Below are 18,134 nucleotides of genomic sequence, written 5' to 3'. Positions count from 1 at the left end.
ATTGGTGAAGGCTAATAATCCGTGGGGATAGAGCCTCCCACGGATTAAAGCTTCACTTTATCCCGTTTTAACGGGCAGTAAGACTCCCGCCTCAAAATTCGGTTGAAGCAAGGAGGTTAGGCGAGAAATCAAACTGCCCGTAAAAACCCCCACGGATTAAAGCTTCACTTTATTGCGTCGCAAACGTAATAATTTCTTCATAAACATGATCGGGCTTTTCTTCAGGTAGTAAGTGCCCTGTATTTTCGTAAGAAATGAAAGTTGAATTTGGCAGGTCTTTATGGAGACGGTGTCCTACATGTACAGGGACGACGCGATCTTTTTCACCCCAAATGAGTAATACTGGGGTTTCGATTTTTTGTAATTCAGTTGAAGATAAGTCACCTTCACGGTCTCTTATCATTCGAGTTAAAGCAGGGAATATACGATCATCATAAAAAGGAGCAGCATAGCCTTCCATCATTTCATTGTCAATTAATGAATGGTCATGAACGACATTCATTAAGTTATGGACGATGCCCCTTCGAATAATCCAGTTCTTCACGTATAAGTGGAAGAACGGTAAATAAGAGGAGTACAGTAAAGGTAAGTTTGCGCGTGCTAAATAACTAGAGCTACATAGTAAAATCGTCTTTGAAATTAATTCAGGGCGTAGTCGGTTTACAAAGAGTGAAATTTGTCCGCCCATAGAATGGCCAACTAATACAATATTCGCGAGAGATAAATGTTCGATTAAATCGATAATAATAGCTGCTAAATTGTGATAAGAATATTTAAAGAGATGAGATTTATCACTTTTTCCGAATGGTGGTAAATCAAGGGCAATTACTGTACCTTCCTTTGTTAGTAAAGGAATGAGTCGTCGATAGCTAAATGAGGAAGAGAGGAAGCCGTGAACGAGTACGAAAGTAGGTCGTTCTTTTTTAGTATTATGTTCATACAATTCGTAATGAATAGTAGTCCCGCGAGTGGAAAAAGTGAAGTAAGGGCATTTGCATTCATGGTTCATTTTTTGTCACTCCATTGATTTTTGTTCATATCATCTCCCGGCAAGAAACAAAATATGTTAACAAAAAAAGGCAAGATGACATCGTCATCTTGCCTTTCGCTTATTTATAATTACCCACGCACAATATTAGGTGGTGTTTTTCCTTGTAATCCTGCTACTAAATTTTCAGCAGCTGTCATTGCCATTTGCTGCCGAGTTTTTAATGTTGCAGATCCGATGTGCGGTAAAGTTACAACGTTTTGTAATGATAAGAGCGGATTCTCTTTTTGAATCGGCTCTTGTGTAAATGTGTCGATGCCGGCTGCAAATATTTTCTTTTCTGTTAACGCATGAATTAATGCAGTTTCATCTACTGTTTTCCCGCGAGAAGCATTAATGAAAATTGCTGTTTCTTTCATTAGTGAAAATTCCTTTTCACCGATAAGATGATACGTTTCATCTGTTAATGGAGTAAGAAGAATAATAAAATCAGATTGTTTGATTAAAGTTTGTAAATCACAATATGTAGCATCAAATTTTTGCTCAGCTTCTTCTTTACGGCGACGGTTATAGTAAAGGACATTCATATCAAAGCCGAATTTCGCTCGTTTTGCGACAGCTTCTCCAATTCGTCCCATTCCGATAATACCAATCGTACTATGATGTACATCTAGTCCGAAGTGTTCTTTTCCAATTTCAGCGTTCCATTCACCATTTTTCACATAGGAATTGAGTTCGCAAACACGGCGACCAGCAGATAACATAAGAGCGAAAACGAGATCGGCTACTGTATCATCTAACACATATGGAGTATTCGTTCCGATAACATTTTGTTTCTCCATCGCTTTTAAATCAAAGTTATCATGGCCAACAGAAATGTTACTTACTACTTTTAAATTAGGAGCAACCTGCAATAATTCTTCATTTATAGTAGATCCGAAATTTAATAACCCATCTTTATCTTTTATTTTTTCTAATAGAACATCACGAGGTACTTTCTCGTTTTGATCCCATTTTTCAAAATCACAGTGTTCTGATAAATAGTTTTCTACAAATGTTGGAACTGGTTCGGCAATATATACTTTTGGTTTCACGGTTCCATCCCCTTTCACTTTATCCTGCGTTTTTTCACTTTACCCCGATTTAACGGACAGTAAGCCTCCCGCCTCAAAAAGCAGCTTAAGCAAAGAGGTTAGGTGGGAAAGCAACGGTCCGTAAAAGCTCGATTGGTTCAAATAATAATCAGCGGGGTGAGTCTTTCCACTGATTAAAGTTTCACTTTATTTTGACATAATTCACTAAAAAAATCTTCTTTTCAAATTGGAAAGAGTATTTGTATAATTTAGACAGAAACTAAAAGGAAGGATGATTTATATGGTGACAGAGAAAGAATTGGAATTATTAGCTTGTCTTGAAAAGAATAGTCGTTTATCTGTAGATACATTAGCGAAGTTGTTAAATATAGAAGTAGAAGAAGTGAAAAAAATGGTTACGAAATTAGAAAGTGAAAAGATTATCGTGGACTATGTAACACATATCGATTGGACAAAAGTGAAAGAACATACTGGTTTAACGGCGATGATTGATGTGAAAGTTACACCGAAGCGTGGTGTCGGTTTTGATGCAGTAGCTGAACAAATTTATCGCTATTCAGAAGTGAAATCCGTTTATTTAATGTCTGGGACATATGACCTTTCTATTACATTAGAAGGAAAGACGATGGGAGAAGTAGCGATGTTTGTTTCTGAGAAATTAGCAACAATTGAATCTGTCGTTTCAACGACAACTCATTTTATTTTGAAGAAGTATAAACATGAGGGGATTATTTATGAAAAGACAGATGATGATAAGAGAATTGTGGTGACACCGTGAAGCAATTTGACCTATCTAGAGTAGCAGAATCTTTACAACCGTCCGGTATACGAAAGTTTTTTGATTTAGCGGCAAGTATGAAAGGTGTTATTTCACTTGGAGTGGGAGAGCCGGACTTTGTTACACCTTGGAATGTAAGGCAAGCATGTATTCGTTCTTTAGAACAAGGATATACGTCATATACAGCAAATGCAGGATTATTGGAGCTCCGTCAAGAAATAGCAAAGTATCTAAAAAAACAATTTGCAGTATCTTATGATCCGAATGATGAAATCATTGTTACAGTTGGAGCGAGTCAAGCGCTAGATGTAGCGATGCGTGCTATTGTAAACCCTGATGATGAAATACTTATTATTGAACCAAGTTTCGTTTCGTATGCACCGCTTGTTACGTTAGCGGGCGGGGTCCCAGTTCCAGTGGCGACTTCATTAGAAGATGAATTTAAAGTACAGCCAGATCAAATTGAAGCAGCTATTACAACGAACACAAAGGCAATATTACTTTGTTCTCCCAATAACCCAACAGGCGCAATGTTAAATAAATCCGAATTAGAAAAGCTAGCTGTTATTGTTGAGAAGTATAATTTAATCGTGTTATCGGATGAAATTTATGCAGAGCTCGTATACGACGAAGCATATACGAGTTTCGCGAGTATTAAAAATATGCGTGACCATACGATTTTAATTTCAGGATTTTCAAAAGGGTTTGCCATGACGGGATGGCGTCTTGGGATGATTGCAGCCCCTGTTCAATTTTCAGAATTAATGCTCAAAATCCACCAGTATTCAATGATGTGTGCACCGACGATGTCTCAATTTGCAGCACTTGAAGCATTACGCGGGGGAAATGATGAAGTAATTCGAATGAGAGATAGCTATAAAAAACGTCGTAACTTTATGACGACATCTTTCAATGAAATGGGCTTAACATGTCATGTGCCAGGCGGGGCGTTTTATGTCTTCCCTTCTATAGCTTCAACCGGACTATCTTCAGCAGAATTTGCAGAACAATTATTATTAGAAGAAAAAGTGGCTGTTGTTCCTGGAAATGTGTTTGGCGGGAGTGGTGAAGGATTTATTCGTTGTTCGTATGCAACATCGCTTGAGCAACTTATGGAAGCAATGAAGAGAATGGAACGGTTCATAGAGAATAAAAAAAAGGACAAAACACAATACGTTTTGTCCATAAAAGGGGGGGAATACTAGAAAGCCATGTGTTAGTATTCTATCCTAATATTGGAGAATTATACGTATTACAGGAAATTTTTTCGTGAATTTTGAATGAGTTCTATCAAAGTGGTATAATTTACTAATATAAGGTGGAAGTATCCTCGGTGTTTTACTTAGGATACTTACCACTAATCGGATATTTAACAATAAATACATCTGCTTTGCTATTTACAATTGTAGAGAAAATGGTAAACGTATGGGAGTGTTTCACATGTCAGAACAATATACAACGGGAGTGGTTGTAACAGGGAAAGTAACTGGAATTCAAGATTACGGTGCATTTGTAGCTTTGGATGCAGAAACACAAGGACTTGTGCATATATCTGAAATCACAAATGGGTATGTAAAAGACATTCATGACTTTTTAAAGGTCGGAGATACAGTAGAAGTAAAAGTACTTTCAATTGATGAAGAACACAGAAAAATGAGTTTATCGTTAAAAGCGGCGAAGAGAAAGCAAGGACGAATTCTTATACCGAATCCATCAGAGAACGGATTTAATACACTGCGAGAAAAGCTAGCAGAATGGATTGAAGAGTCGGAGGTAATAAAGTAAAAGAGGAACGCATATGAGCGTTCCTCTTTTACTGTGACTTATGATATATATATTTGCAAATATGATTGCATGCAATCATATTCGTATGTCGGAGGCGAAAAAGACATACTGACTATTGAATTTCATGTGTTTCTGGGTGAGTACCAAGATTCTCGGATGGTTTAAATAGTAAGCCGAGATTGATAAGCCCAGAAATACCAACGATGCCGTAAATAATACGTGCAAGAGCTGAGTTCTGTCCCCCGAAAATAGCCGCTACTAAGTCAAACTGGAAGAACCCGATCAGTCCCCAGTTAACAGCGCCGATTACAGTGAAGACTAATGCGATACGTTGCAAGGTACTCATGAAAAGCCCCCCTTAATGTGAAGCGTGAGCAAGCAAGGAGTTAATAAGAAAATTTAACTCCTTTATAGAATGGTATAGTTTTGTTGTTTTTATACATGAAAAATGTACGAAAAACGATGTATATACATCTATACCGAAAAATTCGAATTTTTATGCAAAAAATGAACTTTTTCTAAAAAATAAATAATGGTTACGTTTACAATTGTTGAATCGCTTGATTTACAACTTTAGTTTCGCTAAAGTGAATACAGAAATACATATACATAATTGGAGGGAAAAAGATGAGTACACATGTAACGTTCGACTATTCTAAAGCGTTATCCTTCATCGGTGAAAATGAACTAACTTATTTACGTGATGCAGTAAAAGTAACACATCATGCAATCCACGAAAAAACTGGAGCTGGGAACGATTTCCTTGGGTGGGTAGAGCTTCCGCTTCAATATGACAAAGAAGAATTCGCTCGCATTCAAAAATGCGCAGAAAAAATTAAAAATGACTCTGACATTTTACTTGTTGTAGGTATTGGTGGTTCTTACCTAGGAGCACGCGCAGCAATTGAAATGTTAAACCATTCTTTCTATAACACGCTTTCTAAAGAACAACGTAAAACTCCACAAGTGCTATTTGTTGGACAAAACATTAGCTCCACTTACATGAAAGATTTAATGGACGTACTAGAAGGTAAAGACTTTTCTATTAACGTTATTTCCAAATCAGGTACAACAACAGAGCCTGCAATCGCATTCCGTATTTTCCGTAAATTATTAGAAGAAAAGTATGGAAAAGAAGAAGCACGCAAACGTATTTATGCGACTACAGATAAAGCGCGCGGTGCTTTAAAAACATTATCTGATAATGAAGGCTACGAAACGTTCGTTATTCCAGATGATGTTGGCGGTCGTTTCTCTGTATTAACACCAGTAGGTTTATTGCCAATCGCTGTAAGTGGCCTAAACATTGAAGAGATGATGAAAGGTGCAGCTGCTGGTCATAATGATTTCGCGAAATCAGAACTTGAAGAAAACCCAGCTTACCAATACGCAGTAGTTCGTAATGCTCTATATAATAAAGGGAAAACAATTGAAATGCTTGTTAACTATGAGCCAGCACTTCACTACTTCTCTGAGTGGTGGAAACAGTTATTTGGTGAAAGTGAAGGAAAAGATCAAAAAGGTATTTTCCCATCTTCAGCAAACTTCTCAACTGACTTACACTCATTAGGTCAATACATTCAAGAAGGTCGTCGTGACCTATTCGAAACAGTTCTTAAAGTAGGTAAATCTACACACGAACTAAAAATCGAATTAGACGACAACGATTTAGATGGATTAAACTACCTTGCTGGTGAAACGATAGACTTCGTAAACACAAAAGCATACGAAGGTACATTACTTGCACATAGCGATGGCGGAGTACCAAACTTAATCGTAAACATCCCTGAATTAAATGAGTACACATTCGGTTACCTTGTATACTTCTTCGAAAAAGCATGTGCGATGAGCGGCTACCTATTAGGCGTAAATCCATTTGACCAACCAGGAGTAGAAGCATACAAGAAAAACATGTTTGCTTTACTTGGTAAACCAGGATTTGAAGAATTAAAAGCAGAATTAGAAGAGCGTTTAAAATAATGAAAAGCGATCGGGTCTCCGGTCGCTTTTTATTATTTTATTGAAAGGTACATCGGTATATTCAAACTAGAATGGGTATGCTAAAGGAAAAGTCTAGGAGGGATGGGCTTGATTCCGATTCAATCAAAATTAGAAGGATGTACATATGCCTTATATAAGTTAGAAGAGGTTATGAAACCACTTGGATATAGTATTGGCGGCAATTGGGATTATGATAAAGGATGCTTTGATTATAAAATCGACGAAGAAGAAGGGTATCAATTTTTACGCGTACCATTTACAGCGGTGGATGGGGAACTAGATGTGCCTGGTGTAATAGTCCGTCTTGAAACACCGTATATTCTTTCGCACGTATATCAAGACGAACTAGATGATAATGTTAATGCTTTAACAGCTGGAACGAGTGGATTGGATCAATTTGCGGAGCCGCAAGATCCAGATGGAGATGTGAAAAGAAAGTATGTCAATATTGGTAAAGTATTGGTACAAGAACTAGAAAATCATTTTTTTAATGGTGAATAACGATGAGTATGTCGCTTTCGATGAGAATGAAAGAATGAACTGGATTGATCATATATTGTTCGTCGCGCTTTACACCTAGTAAGAGAATGTTTTGCTTTAAAAGAATATAGCTACAATTTGCAAAGGATTGTCCGGTGCAGGACGGGGGAATCTCCATCAGTTGTAATTTGTTATCAGAGATTTCATCGTAAAGTGAGAATAGTACACCTGAAATGGAAGGGAATAAAAGAGAAGCGGTAAATACATAGCTCGTTAATTTATTTCCTTCTATAATTTCTGATACGCCAGCTCTCGTTGCATTTTGGATTTGTTCAGAAGTAAGAAGTTCAGCGATGCAGTGAATGTTTGGATTAAGTCCTTTTGCAGTTAAAATATTTAAAATGGACTGTGTATCTGCTAAGCTTTCGTTCTTCTCTTTATCCGCTGTTATTAATATAGTGTGAGCTGTTGTAATGTTAGCTTTTAATAAAGTTTGATCGTGATGCGGACAACCTTTTATAAACTCTAAATGATGAAACGGCTTTGGAAGTAAAGAAAGTGTTTCATCAATTAAAACGATATCAAGGTTCGGTTGTAAGATGTGCATTTGTTTGACAACATGTTTTGCCCGTTCGTTCCAGCCGACGATAATCATATGACCGTTAGAAGTCGCGGCTTCTTCTCCTTTAATTTTCATATATTGTTTATTAATCATATCAGTAGCGAATAGAACCATATAATAAGAACAAAAGCCGGTTCCAAATAAAATAATACCCATACCGATAAGTTTGCCTACTAGTGTATGCGGGGCAAAGTCACCATAGCCAACAGTGAAAATGGTAACGATTGACCACCAAACTCCATCAAACCATGTGGTGAAGTGCGATGGCTCTAATCTATGTATAAGGAAGCCAGAAAAAGCAGTAAGTATAACAATAAAGCAAACTAAACGAAAAATAATGGAATCACGAAATGTATCTACTAAATTTGGACGGGATTTCAAACTCTTATTCCTCCTTACTTTGCAGGACTACATTCATTGTTACCATTATAGAAAAAAGAAAAACTCTCTAATTAAAAAGAGAGTTTATTTCATAATTAATACATACTTTCAACTTCAGTTTGTTGAACACTTTCAAGATGCTGAAGAGCATAATAAACATCAGCAGTATGTCTTTTTTGATCGATAGACAATTTTAAATGTAAATAGTGCGAACCATTTTCCAATGTTTTGAGCTTCATGTTCTTAACTTTTATATCCATTTCTTTTATTTCTTCAATTACGGTCGGGATATTGTCCATATTTCGTACAACGAGTCTCACTGCGATATCACGTTGGCGAAATGATCTAGGACCGACGTATTTCATCGCTAATGGTATAAGTTCTACACTAATCATAAGGAAACACATTCCGAAAATAGCCTCGATATAGAAACCAGCTCCAACGGCAATGCCGATGCCAGAAGCACCCCAAATCATAGCGGCGGTCGTTAACCCCGCAATACTATCGTTTCCTCTGCGTAAAATTACACCGGCACCTAAAAAACCAATTCCTGATACAATTTGAGCGGCAAGTCGAAGTGGATCCATATTCATATGATCGGTATGTGGTAAGTTGTAAGCTGCTTTAATAGAAACAATAGTTAGGAGGCAACTAATAATAGAAATAACTAAACACGTTTTTAAGCCGAGTGGTTTACGTTTTAATTCGCGCTCTAAACCGATAGCGAATCCTAAAATAGCCGAGAGACCTAGTTTTATTAATAAGTCGGTGTAGTCCATGTATATTCCTCCTTGTATGATATGGTATATGAATAAAACGTTTATCCCACTATTTGCGGGCAGTCAGCCCCGCCTCAAAATTCGCCGAATGCGAGAAAGTTAGGTGGGAGACGACTGCCCGTAAATGCCCGATTGGTGAAGGCTAATAATCAGTGGGGGATGAACACCCCCACTGATTAAAGTTTCACTTTATATAGAAAGAAACGTTTTTTGACAGAGTGACTTTCTATAGAATATATGTAGGAATTACTTAGAAATGAAAGAGATGTTTCGTTTAAGTATATGATATTAAAAAAGAAATGTAGTTGGTTTCAAAAAAGTTTTCAAAAGGTGTTGCATTTCATTTTTTCACATGATATATTAATAAACGTCGCTGATGCAGAAACGCAGGAAACGACAAAAAAGAAATTGAAAAACATAGTTGACATCGAAAAATGAAGATGTTAATATGATGAAGTCGCTTCTGAAGCGGCAGATAAGTTCTTTGAAAACTGAACGAAACAAACAACGTGAACGTCAATTTTTATTTTTAGATGCTAGACAAACTAACTTTATTGGAGAGTTTGATCCTGGCTCAGGATGAACGCTGGCGGCGTGCCTAATACATGCAAGTCGAGCGAATGGATTAAGAGCTTGCTCTTATGAAGTTAGCGGCGGACGGGTGAGTAACACGTGGGTAACCTACCCATAAGACTGGGATAACTCCGGGAAACCGGGGCTAATACCGGATAATATTTTGAACTGCATAGTTCGAAATTGAAAGGCGGCTTCGGCTGTCACTTATGGATGGACCCGCGTCGCATTAGCTAGTTGGTGAGGTAACGGCTCACCAAGGCGACGATGCGTAGCCGACCTGAGAGGGTGATCGGCCACACTGGGACTGAGACACGGCCCAGACTCCTACGGGAGGCAGCAGTAGGGAATCTTCCGCAATGGACGAAAGTCTGACGGAGCAACGCCGCGTGAGTGATGAAGGCTTTCGGGTCGTAAAACTCTGTTGTTAGGGAAGAACAAGTGCTAGTTGAATAAGCTGGCACCTTGACGGTACCTAACCAGAAAGCCACGGCTAACTACGTGCCAGCAGCCGCGGTAATACGTAGGTGGCAAGCGTTATCCGGAATTATTGGGCGTAAAGCGCGCGCAGGTGGTTTCTTAAGTCTGATGTGAAAGCCCACGGCTCAACCGTGGAGGGTCATTGGAAACTGGGAGACTTGAGTGCAGAAGAGGAAAGTGGAATTCCATGTGTAGCGGTGAAATGCGTAGAGATATGGAGGAACACCAGTGGCGAAGGCGACTTTCTGGTCTGTAACTGACACTGAGGCGCGAAAGCGTGGGGAGCAAACAGGATTAGATACCCTGGTAGTCCACGCCGTAAACGATGAGTGCTAAGTGTTAGAGGGTTTCCGCCCTTTAGTGCTGAAGTTAACGCATTAAGCACTCCGCCTGGGGAGTACGGCCGCAAGGCTGAAACTCAAAGGAATTGACGGGGGCCCGCACAAGCGGTGGAGCATGTGGTTTAATTCGAAGCAACGCGAAGAACCTTACCAGGTCTTGACATCCTCTGAAAACTCTAGAGATAGAGCTTCTCCTTCGGGAGCAGAGTGACAGGTGGTGCATGGTTGTCGTCAGCTCGTGTCGTGAGATGTTGGGTTAAGTCCCGCAACGAGCGCAACCCTTGATCTTAGTTGCCATCATTAAGTTGGGCACTCTAAGGTGACTGCCGGTGACAAACCGGAGGAAGGTGGGGATGACGTCAAATCATCATGCCCCTTATGACCTGGGCTACACACGTGCTACAATGGACGGTACAAAGAGCTGCAAGACCGCGAGGTGGAGCTAATCTCATAAAACCGTTCTCAGTTCGGATTGTAGGCTGCAACTCGCCTACATGAAGCTGGAATCGCTAGTAATCGCGGATCAGCATGCCGCGGTGAATACGTTCCCGGGCCTTGTACACACCGCCCGTCACACCACGAGAGTTTGTAACACCCGAAGTCGGTGGGGTAACCTTTATGGAGCCAGCCGCCTAAGGTGGGACAGATGATTGGGGTGAAGTCGTAACAAGGTAGCCGTATCGGAAGGTGCGGCTGGATCACCTCCTTTCTATGGAGAATTGATGAACGCAGTTCATCAATAAACGTTGACTTGTTTTGTTTCGTTTCGTTCAGTTTTGAGAGAACTATCTCTCAAGTTTAAATGTATGTTCTTTGAAAACTAGATAACAGTGTAGCTCATATTTTTTTAATTTTAGTTTGGTTAAGTTAGAAAGGGCGCACGGTGGATGCCTTGACACTAGGAGTCGATGAAGGACGGGACTAACGCCGATATGCTTCGGGGAGCTGTAAGTAAGCTTTGATCCGAAGATTTCCGAATGGGGAAACCCACTATACGTAATGGTATGGTATCCTTACCTGAATACATAGGGTATGGAAGACAGACCCAGGGAACTGAAACATCTAAGTACCTGGAGGAAGAGAAAGCAAATGCGATTTCCTGAGTAGCGGCGAGCGAAACGGAATCTAGCCCAAACCAAGAGGCTTGCCTCTTGGGGTTGTAGGACATTCTATACGGAGTTACAAAGGAACGAGGTAGACGAAGCGACCTGGAAAGGTCCGTCACAGAGGGTAATAACCCCGTAGTCGAAACTTCGTTCTCTCTTGAATGTATCCTGAGTACGGCGGAACACGTGAAATTCCGTCGGAATCTGGGAGGACCATCTCCCAAGGCTAAATACTCCCTAGTGATCGATAGTGAACCAGTACCGTGAGGGAAAGGTGAAAAGCACCCCGGAAGGGGAGTGAAAGAGATCCTGAAACCGTGTGCCTACAAATAGTCAGAGCCCGTTAATGGGTGATGGCGTGCCTTTTGTAGAATGAACCGGCGAGTTACGATCCCGTGCGAGGTTAAGCTGAAGAGGCGGAGCCGCAGCGAAAGCGAGTCTGAATAGGGCGTTTAGTACGTGGTCGTAGACCCGAAACCAGGTGATCTACCCATGTCCAGGGTGAAGTTCAGGTAACACTGAATGGAGGCCCGAACCCACGCACGTTGAAAAGTGCGGGGATGAGGTGTGGGTAGCGGAGAAATTCCAATCGAACCTGGAGATAGCTGGTTCTCCCCGAAATAGCTTTAGGGCTAGCCTTAAGTGTAAGAGTCTTGGAGGTAGAGCACTGATTGAACTAGGGGTCCTCATCGGATTACCGAATTCAGTCAAACTCCGAATGCCAATGACTTATCCTTAGGAGTCAGACTGCGAGTGATAAGATCCGTAGTCAAGAGGGAAACAGCCCAGATCGCCAGCTAAGGTCCCAAAGTGTGTATTAAGTGGAAAAGGATGTGGAGTTGCTTAGACAACTAGGATGTTGGCTCAGAAGCAGCCACCATTTAAAGAGTGCGTAATAGCTCACTAGTCGAGTGACTCTGCGCCGAAAATGTACCGGGGCTAAATACACCACCGAAGCTGCGAATTGATACCAATGGTATCAGTGGTAGGGGAGCGTTCTAAGTGCAGTGAAGTCAGACCGGAAGGACTGGTGGAGCGCTTAGAAGTGAGAATGCCGGTATGAGTAGCGAAAGACGGGTGAGAATCCCGTCCACCGAATGCCTAAGGTTTCCTGAGGAAGGCTCGTCCGCTCAGGGTTAGTCAGGACCTAAGCCGAGGCCGACAGGCGTAGGCGATGGACAACAGGTTGATATTCCTGTACCACCTCTTTATCGTTTGAGCAATGGAGGGACGCAGAAGGATAGAAGAAGCGTGCGATTGGTTGTGCACGTCCAAGCAGTTAGGCTGATAAGTAGGCAAATCCGCTTATCGTGAAGGCTGAGCTGTGATGGGGAAGCTCCTTATGGAGCGAAGTCTTTGATTCCCCGCTGCCAAGAAAAGCTTCTAGCGAGATAAAAGGTGCCTGTACCGCAAACCGACACAGGTAGGCGAGGAGAGAATCCTAAGGTGTGCGAGAGAACTCTGGTTAAGGAACTCGGCAAAATGACCCCGTAACTTCGGGAGAAGGGGTGCTTTCTTAACGGAAAGCCGCAGTGAATAGGCCCAAGCGACTGTTTAGCAAAAACACAGGTCTCTGCGAAGCCGTAAGGCGAAGTATAGGGGCTGACACCTGCCCGGTGCTGGAAGGTTAAGGAGAGGGGTTAGCGTAAGCGAAGCTCTGAACTGAAGCCCCAGTAAACGGCGGCCGTAACTATAACGGTCCTAAGGTAGCGAAATTCCTTGTCGGGTAAGTTCCGACCCGCACGAAAGGTGTAACGATTTGGGCACTGTCTCAACCAGAGACTCGGTGAAATTATAGTACCTGTGAAGATGCAGGTTACCCGCGACAGGACGGAAAGACCCCGTGGAGCTTTACTGTAGCCTGATATTGAATTTTGGTACAGTTTGTACAGGATAGGCGGGAGCCATTGAAACCGGAGCGCTAGCTTCGGTGGAGGCGCTGGTGGGATACCGCCCTGACTGTATTGAAATTCTAACCTACGGGTCTCATCGACCCGGGAGACAGTGTCAGGTGGGCAGTTTGACTGGGGCGGTCGCCTCCTAAAGTGTAACGGAGGCGCCCAAAGGTTCCCTCAGAATGGTTGGAAATCATTCGTAGAGTGCAAAGGCATAAGGGAGCTTGACTGCGAGACCTACAAGTCGAGCAGGGACGAAAGTCGGGCTTAGTGATCCGGTGGTTCCGCATGGAAGGGCCATCGCTCAACGGATAAAAGCTACCCCGGGGATAACAGGCTTATCTCCCCCAAGAGTCCACATCGACGGGGAGGTTTGGCACCTCGATGTCGGCTCATCGCATCCTGGGGCTGTAGTCGGTCCCAAGGGTTGGGCTGTTCGCCCATTAAAGCGGTACGCGAGCTGGGTTCAGAACGTCGTGAGACAGTTCGGTCCCTATCCGTCGTGGGCGCAGGAAATTTGAGAGGAGCTGTCCTTAGTACGAGAGGACCGGGATGGACGCACCGCTGGTGTACCAGTTGTTCTGCCAAGGGCATAGCTGGGTAGCTATGTGCGGAAGGGATAAGTGCTGAAAGCATCTAAGCATGAAGCCCCCCTCAAGATGAGATTTCCCATAGCGTAAGCTAGTAAGATCCCTGAAAGATGATCAGGTTGATAGGTTCGAGGTGGAAGCATGGTGACATGTGGAGCTGACGAATACTAATAGATCGAGGACTTAACCATATAATATGAAGCAATGTTATCTAGTTTTGAAAGAATATAAAAAACTTGTTGACTTTAAATGTCGAATGAGTTATGATAATTCTTATCTTAAATGAATACAGTCTGGTAATGATGGCAGAGAGGTCACACCCGTTCCCATACCGAACACGGAAGTTAAGCTCTCTAGCGCCGATGGTAGTTGGGACCTTGTCCCTGTGAGAGTAGGACGTTGCCAGGCAATTCGGAGGATTAGCTCAGCTGGGAGAGCACCTGCCTTACAAGCAGGGGGTCGGCGGTTCGATCCCGTCATCCTCCACCATTTAGCCGACTTAGCTCAATTGGTAGAGCAACTGACTTGTAATCAGTAGGTTGGGGGTTCAAGTCCTCTAGTCGGCACCAGAAAATCATGGCGGTTGTGGCGAAGTGGTTAACGCACCGGATTGTGGCTCCGGCACTCGTGGGTTCAATTCCCATCAGTCGCCCCATTTTTTCTTTTTAAATTATAATATGCGGGTGTGGCGGAATTGGCAGACGCACTAGACTTAGGATCTAGCGCCTTTGGCGTGGGGGTTCGACTCCCTTCACCCGCACTTTTAATAAAATAACTCAAACATATCTTGCGGAAGTAGTTCAGTGGTAGAATACAACCTTGCCAAGGTTGGGGTCGCGGGTTCGAATCCCGTCTTCCGCTCCAATTTTCAGTATGACATGCCGGGGTGGCGGAACAGGCAGACGCACAGGACTTAAAATCCTGCGGTGGGTGACCACCGTGCGGGTTCGACCCCCGCCCTCGGCACCATATGCGCCCGTAGCTCAATTGGATAGAGCGTTTGACTACGGATCAAGAGGTTAGGGGTTCGACTCCTCTCGGGCGCGTTTTTTATTAACGGGAAGTGGCTCAGCTTGGTAGAGCACCTGGTTTGGGACCAGGGGGTCGCAGGTTCAAATCCTGTCTTCCCGATATTTTCAAAATATGGGGCCTTAGCTCAGCTGGGAGAGCGCCTGCCTTGCACGCAGGAGGTCAGCGGTTCGATCCCGCTAGGCTCCACTTATTTGAATATAACTTATGGCGGTGTAGCTCAGCTGGCTAGAGCGTACGGTTCATACCCGTGAGGTCGGGGGTTCGATCCCCTCCGCCGCTACCATAAAGGACCTTTAGCTCAGCTGGTTAGAGCAGACGGCTCATAACCGTCCGGTCGTAGGTTCGAGTCCTACAAGGTCCACCACTCAAAGTTCATATCTCGGAGGTATACCCAAGTTCGGCTGAAGGGATCGGTCTTGAAAACCGACAGGCGGCGAGAGTCGCGCGGGGGTTCGAATCCCTCTACCTCCTCCATTTTTTCTAAATTAAATATTATATCATCGCGGGGTGGAGCAGTACGGTAGCTCGTCGGGCTCATAACCCGAAGGTCGCAGGTTCAAATCCTGTCCCCGCAACCAAATGGTCCCGTGGTGTAGTGGTTAACATGCCTGCCTGTCACGCAGGAGATCGCCGGTTCGACCCCGGTCGGGACCGCCATTTTTTTACATAAAGGCTCGGTAGCTCAGTCGGTAGAGCAGAGGACTGAAAATCCTCGTGTCGGCGGTTCGATTCCGTCCCGAGCCACCATTTTGAAATCGCAAGCCGGCTTAGCTCAATTGGTAGAGCAACTGACTTGTAATCAGTAGGTTGGGGGTTCAAGTCCTCTAGCCGGCACCACTTTCAAAATGAGCCATTAGCTCAGTTGGTAGAGCATCTGACTTTTAATCAGAGGGTCGAAGGTTCGAATCCTTCATGGCTCACCATTTTTAATTTAATGCGGGTGTAGTTTAGTGGTAAAACAAGAGCCTTCCAAGCTCTGGTCGAGAGTTCGATTCTCTTCACCCGCTTTTTATGGGCCTATAGCTCAGCTGGTTAGAGCGCACGCCTGATAAGCGTGAGGTCGATGGTTCGAGTCCATTTAGGCCCACCATAATTATTCCGCAGTAGCTCAGTGGTAGAGCTATCGGCTGTTAACCGATCGGTCGTAGGTTCGAGTCCTACCTGCGGAGCCATATTATAGAGAAGTACCCAAGTGGCTCAAGGGGCTCCCCTGCTAAGGGAGTAGATCGCGAACGCGGTGCGAGGGTTCGAATCCCTTCTTCTCTGCCAGATTTTGGCCCGTTGGTCAAGTGGTTAAGACACCGCCCTTTCACGGCGGTAACACGGGTTCGAATCCCGTACGGGTCATACTAAAAGAGATAGCATAATCTGCTATCTCTTTTTTGTTGTATAAAAGTGGACTTTTGATAGTCTGCTTTTTTTTATAGATTTTTGTATACTTTTTTCTATTTGAACCGTCTAACTAATAGAAAGGAGAGAGCGATGGAGTATGAAAAGGTCATTATAGAAACATCAAAAAGTATTTATAGATATTTGCTTAAAATTGGAGTAACACCAGCAGAAGCAGAGGATATCGTTCAAGATACGATACAAAAAAGTTATATTAATTTAAATGGGATTACCTCTTCTTATACATAAGAAGAGGTAATCCTATTTTTTGAATATGTTTTAACTCTCCGCTGAATGCCCATCCGGTTTCATAACAGCATGACTATATGCGGAGTGGAGAGTTTTGTATCCTAAAAGTGCAATAATTAAGGCAAGGCCTCCTGCAATAATAGCCACACTAAATCCTGCGCGAGCTCCAAAAGTATCAATAACTAAACCAGCTACCGCTGATCCTAGAGAGACTCCAATACCAAGTCCTGTAATTGCCCAGGTCATTCCTTCGGTTATTTTTGATTCAGGTACAATTTTTTCCACCAGTCCCATAGTAATAATCATAGTAGGGGCAACAGATAAGCCTGCAAAGAAAACAATAACTACTAGCCAAGCAATAGTGTTTACGAAAACTAGTGGCAGCATTGTTACCATTGATAGTGTGACTGCTATTAAAAATTGATTATATGGTGGAGTACTGAGTTTAAGAGTGCCGAAAATAAGACCTGCCAGGCATGAACCGATTGCATAGACGGAAAGCACAAAGCTAGCAGCTACTGTGTTTCCTTGATGCTCAGCAAAAGCCACACTAACTACATCTATTGTGCCAAATATAGTACCTATAGCGATGAGTGTGAATACAAGCACTCGTAATGTACCAATTTTAAATACTGTTCCTTTGTTTGTAATGTCGTGGGGATGTACATGTGGTTCTGTGCTTTTTTGCATGGTGAATAGGCATACCCCGATAGTAAGAAAAACACATGATAAAAGTGGTCCTGCTTCTGGGAAGAACATAACACTTAAACTGACGGATAATACAGGACCAATGATGAAGCAAAGTTCATCGACGACCGATTCGAAGGAAAATGCTGTATGCAATTTATGAGATCCACGGTATAGTTTAGTCCAACGTGCACGTACCATGGCCGACATGTTTGGCATACAACCCGCACATAAGGCGGATAGAAATAGCGTCCAATAAGGAGCCTCATATTTCGTACATAGAAGTAAGAGAATCGTAAAGAAAACACTGATACCTGTAGTCGGAAGAAGTATACGAGATTGCCCTAATTGATCAGCCATACGAGAAATATGAGGAGCTAGTAAAGCTGATGATAATGTGAAGGTGGCTGCAACGGCTCCGGCAAGCCAATAGTCACCACGTAACTGAGATAACATTGTAACAATACCAATCCCCATCATTGATATGGGCATCCGAGCTATAAAGCCTGCTAATGAGAATCCTTTTGTACCAGAAGCACTGAAAATCTCACGGTAGGAATTAAACATAATAATCACCAAAGTATTTGACGTTTACATATACATTCTTCATTCTTGTAACTCCTCCTCTGTGTCGTTAATACCTTCTATAAAAAGGGACAGTGAGTCAATTTAGGGTATAAGTAAGAAGTTATATTATCTTATAAGCTAGAAATAATTGACATACGCACCGTATGCCAATATCATATTGACATACGGTGCGTATGTCAATTGAAATGTTTTATCTCTGGATGGAGAGCTGACATTCAAAGGAGTTATTCTTTTACATAGAGAACGATACTATAATGGGATTCATTTTGAATAAAGAGAATGAATAGAAGTAGGAG

Annotated in this window: 13 protein-coding genes, 22 tRNA genes and 3 rRNA genes; 32 read left to right on the top strand and 6 right to left on the bottom strand. The window is 42.5% G+C overall.

The genetic code is table 11. The annotated features are described in order from the left end of the window. Positions 1-169: 169 nt before the first annotated feature. Together JFU23_RS12525 and JFU23_RS12520 are read right to left on the bottom strand one after the other, a co-directional pair. Positions 170-1,009 (bottom strand): alpha/beta fold hydrolase, encoded by an 840-nt coding sequence (locus JFU23_RS12525; protein ID WP_002089283.1) that lies wholly within the window; start codon positions 1,007-1,009, stop codon positions 170-172. A gap of 110 nt (positions 1,010-1,119) precedes the next feature. Then, entirely contained in the window at positions 1,120-2,100 is a 981-nt protein-coding gene (locus JFU23_RS12520; RefSeq protein WP_002034537.1) for a 2-hydroxyacid dehydrogenase, read from the bottom strand. 262 nt (positions 2,101-2,362) lie between these two features. Here JFU23_RS12520 and JFU23_RS12515 point away from each other — a divergent pair, with 262 nt between their 5' ends. The 3 genes from JFU23_RS12515 (at position 2,363) to yugI (ending at position 4,645) form a co-directional block, all read left to right on the top strand. Further along, complete coding sequence (locus JFU23_RS12515) at positions 2,363-2,860, top strand: Lrp/AsnC family transcriptional regulator (protein WP_002067952.1); 498 nt, start codon at positions 2,363-2,365, stop codon at positions 2,858-2,860. After that, positions 2,857-4,065: an aminotransferase gene (locus JFU23_RS12510; protein ID WP_201032004.1), complete on the top strand. Its 1,209-nt coding sequence runs from the start codon at positions 2,857-2,859 to the stop codon at positions 4,063-4,065. Before JFU23_RS12515 ends, JFU23_RS12510 begins: the two co-directional genes overlap by 4 nt. 235 nt (positions 4,066-4,300) lie before the next feature. Then, the gene (gene yugI / locus JFU23_RS12505; protein WP_002015848.1) at positions 4,301-4,645 is read left to right on the top strand and encodes a S1 domain-containing post-transcriptional regulator GSP13; all 345 of its coding nucleotides are present in this window, start codon (positions 4,301-4,303) and stop codon (positions 4,643-4,645) included. A 112-nt stretch (positions 4,646-4,757) separates the two neighbouring features. On the opposite strand, the gene JFU23_RS12500 is transcribed toward yugI, so the two are convergent. Beyond that, on the bottom strand, positions 4,758-4,991 hold the full coding sequence (locus tag JFU23_RS12500; protein WP_002034535.1) for a DUF378 domain-containing protein: 234 nt from the start codon (positions 4,989-4,991) through the stop codon (positions 4,758-4,760). A gap of 281 nt (positions 4,992-5,272) precedes the next feature. Between JFU23_RS12500 and JFU23_RS12495 the strand changes: the two genes are divergently transcribed. Beyond that, positions 5,273-6,625, top strand: coding sequence for a glucose-6-phosphate isomerase (locus JFU23_RS12495; RefSeq protein ID WP_002015845.1), 1,353 nt, complete (start codon positions 5,273-5,275; stop codon positions 6,623-6,625). A 108-nt stretch (positions 6,626-6,733) separates the two neighbouring features. Then, entirely contained in the window at positions 6,734-7,147 is a 414-nt protein-coding gene (locus JFU23_RS12490; RefSeq protein ID WP_002131278.1) for a YugN-like family protein, read from the top strand. Here JFU23_RS12490 and JFU23_RS12485 read toward each other — a convergent pair. After that, complete coding sequence (locus tag JFU23_RS12485; protein WP_201032003.1) at positions 7,134-8,129, bottom strand: potassium channel family protein; 996 nt, start codon at positions 8,127-8,129, stop codon at positions 7,134-7,136. The genes JFU23_RS12490 and JFU23_RS12485 overlap by 14 nt on opposite strands. 95 nt (positions 8,130-8,224) lie before the next feature. Beyond that, the gene (locus JFU23_RS12480) at positions 8,225-8,908 is read right to left on the bottom strand and encodes an MgtC/SapB family protein (RefSeq protein WP_002143579.1); all 684 of its coding nucleotides are present in this window, start codon (positions 8,906-8,908) and stop codon (positions 8,225-8,227) included. A 282-nt stretch (positions 8,909-9,190) separates the two neighbouring features. On the opposite strand from JFU23_RS12480, the gene JFU23_RS30245 reads away from it, so the two are divergent. From JFU23_RS30245 to JFU23_RS12350, 27 genes are all read left to right on the top strand, one after another. After that, on the top strand, positions 9,191-9,346 hold the full coding sequence (locus JFU23_RS30245) for a hypothetical protein (RefSeq protein WP_207200005.1): 156 nt from the start codon (positions 9,191-9,193) through the stop codon (positions 9,344-9,346). A 113-nt stretch (positions 9,347-9,459) separates the two neighbouring features. Next, positions 9,460-11,011, top strand: a 16S ribosomal RNA gene (locus JFU23_RS12475). Between the two features lie 151 nt (positions 11,012-11,162). Beyond that, positions 11,163-14,084 (top strand): 23S ribosomal RNA (locus JFU23_RS12470). Positions 14,085-14,185: 101 nt separating this feature from the next. Continuing rightward, a 5S ribosomal RNA gene (gene rrf, locus JFU23_RS12465) occupies positions 14,186-14,301 on the top strand. The 16S, 23S and 5S rRNA genes sit together here with 22 tRNA genes alongside, the layout of an rRNA operon. Before the next feature lie 5 nt (positions 14,302-14,306). Beyond that, positions 14,307-14,382, top strand: a tRNA-Val gene (locus tag JFU23_RS12460). Positions 14,383-14,386: 4 nt separating this feature from the next. Then, positions 14,387-14,462, top strand: a tRNA-Thr gene (locus JFU23_RS12455). A 10-nt stretch (positions 14,463-14,472) separates the two neighbouring features. Further along, positions 14,473-14,548, top strand: a tRNA-His gene (locus tag JFU23_RS12450). A 24-nt stretch (positions 14,549-14,572) separates the two neighbouring features. Continuing rightward, positions 14,573-14,653: transfer RNA gene (locus JFU23_RS12445), tRNA-Leu, on the top strand. 29 nt (positions 14,654-14,682) lie between these two features. After that, positions 14,683-14,757, top strand: a tRNA-Gly gene (locus JFU23_RS12440). Positions 14,758-14,773: 16 nt separating this feature from the next. Continuing rightward, a tRNA-Leu gene (locus tag JFU23_RS12435) sits at positions 14,774-14,862 on the top strand. A gap of 3 nt (positions 14,863-14,865) precedes the next feature. Beyond that, positions 14,866-14,939: transfer RNA gene (locus JFU23_RS12430), tRNA-Arg, on the top strand. 11 nt (positions 14,940-14,950) lie between these two features. Then, positions 14,951-15,024, top strand: a tRNA-Pro gene (locus JFU23_RS12425). Positions 15,025-15,038: 14 nt separating this feature from the next. Further along, positions 15,039-15,111 (top strand) — tRNA-Ala (locus tag JFU23_RS12420). Positions 15,112-15,131: 20 nt separating this feature from the next. Beyond that, positions 15,132-15,208, top strand: a tRNA-Met gene (locus JFU23_RS12415). Between the two features lie 4 nt (positions 15,209-15,212). Continuing rightward, positions 15,213-15,289 (top strand) — tRNA-Ile (locus JFU23_RS12410). Between the two features lie 17 nt (positions 15,290-15,306). Next, positions 15,307-15,399, top strand: a tRNA-Ser gene (locus tag JFU23_RS12405). A gap of 27 nt (positions 15,400-15,426) precedes the next feature. Continuing rightward, positions 15,427-15,503, top strand: a tRNA-Met gene (locus JFU23_RS12400). A 3-nt stretch (positions 15,504-15,506) separates the two neighbouring features. Then, positions 15,507-15,582 (top strand) — tRNA-Asp (locus JFU23_RS12395). A 14-nt stretch (positions 15,583-15,596) separates the two neighbouring features. Then, positions 15,597-15,672, top strand: a tRNA-Phe gene (locus JFU23_RS12390). Positions 15,673-15,686: 14 nt separating this feature from the next. Further along, positions 15,687-15,762, top strand: a tRNA-Thr gene (locus JFU23_RS12385). 10 nt (positions 15,763-15,772) lie between these two features. Further along, a tRNA-Lys gene (locus tag JFU23_RS12380) sits at positions 15,773-15,848 on the top strand. 13 nt (positions 15,849-15,861) lie between these two features. Next, positions 15,862-15,932 (top strand) — tRNA-Gly (locus JFU23_RS12375). 6 nt (positions 15,933-15,938) lie between these two features. Further along, positions 15,939-16,015, top strand: a tRNA-Ile gene (locus JFU23_RS12370). 7 nt (positions 16,016-16,022) lie between these two features. Further along, positions 16,023-16,097 (top strand) — tRNA-Asn (locus JFU23_RS12365). A gap of 6 nt (positions 16,098-16,103) precedes the next feature. Continuing rightward, positions 16,104-16,194: transfer RNA gene (locus JFU23_RS12360), tRNA-Ser, on the top strand. A 6-nt stretch (positions 16,195-16,200) separates the two neighbouring features. Beyond that, a tRNA-Glu gene (locus tag JFU23_RS12355) sits at positions 16,201-16,272 on the top strand. 135 nt (positions 16,273-16,407) lie between these two features. Next, the gene (locus JFU23_RS12350) at positions 16,408-16,563 is read left to right on the top strand and encodes a hypothetical protein (RefSeq protein ID WP_165690453.1); all 156 of its coding nucleotides are present in this window, start codon (positions 16,408-16,410) and stop codon (positions 16,561-16,563) included. Positions 16,564-16,593: 30 nt separating this feature from the next. On the opposite strand, the gene JFU23_RS12345 is transcribed toward JFU23_RS12350, so the two are convergent. After that, positions 16,594-17,817 (bottom strand): MFS transporter, encoded by a 1,224-nt coding sequence (locus JFU23_RS12345; protein WP_088040341.1) that lies wholly within the window; start codon positions 17,815-17,817, stop codon positions 16,594-16,596. Between the last annotated feature and the right edge of the window lie 317 nt (positions 17,818-18,134).

Source organism: Bacillus sp. TH50 (assembly GCF_016650565.1).
Classification (GTDB): domain Bacteria; phylum Bacillota; class Bacilli; order Bacillales; family Bacillaceae_G; genus Bacillus_A; species Bacillus_A mycoides.
This window is presented reverse-complemented; position numbering and strand designations above follow the sequence as displayed.